The 390-nt window shown below is 47.7% G+C and carries 1 protein-coding gene; it reads right to left on the reverse strand.

What is annotated here, in order from left to right; genetic code table 11:
- Positions 1–63: 63 nt before the first annotated feature.
- Positions 64–390, reverse strand: a 327-nt coding sequence (locus H5162_RS21140; RefSeq protein WP_310736446.1) for a group II intron maturase-specific domain-containing protein, incomplete at its 5' end; no start/stop codon positions are given.

Consider the following 390-nt stretch of genomic DNA (forward strand, 5'->3'; position numbering starts at 1 on the left):
TAGCCGGAGGTCTCTAACCTCCAGCCCCCACACCACCCATCATGCGGGTCCGCAATGGGCGGTTCATCTCCCGTAGTGAATATTGATCCAAATATCTCTTAATGACGCTAAACCTTGTGACGCTAGATAGTCATTGCCTATCGCAATGTTAATTCCTTTTGTTTTTGAGCTTCTACAAGGACCTTTACTGGTGATACCACATGCAATGGCGAGTCGTTCGCTAACACCCAATTTCATTAAACTGCGTACTTTGGTGCGAGGTTTACGCCATTGCCGCCAGTAGCACATTCTTATCCTACGGCGGATCCAGTGATCTAAATCCACCGTTAGCTGATAAGCGTTGGCTATTAGGTAGTAGTGTCCCCAGCCGCGCAAATACTGTGTGAGTTT

The sequence above is a fragment of the Pseudoalteromonas sp. SR41-8 genome (assembly GCF_014163915.1).
In the GTDB taxonomy this organism is placed as follows: Bacteria; Pseudomonadota; Gammaproteobacteria; order Enterobacterales; family Alteromonadaceae; genus Pseudoalteromonas; species Pseudoalteromonas rhizosphaerae.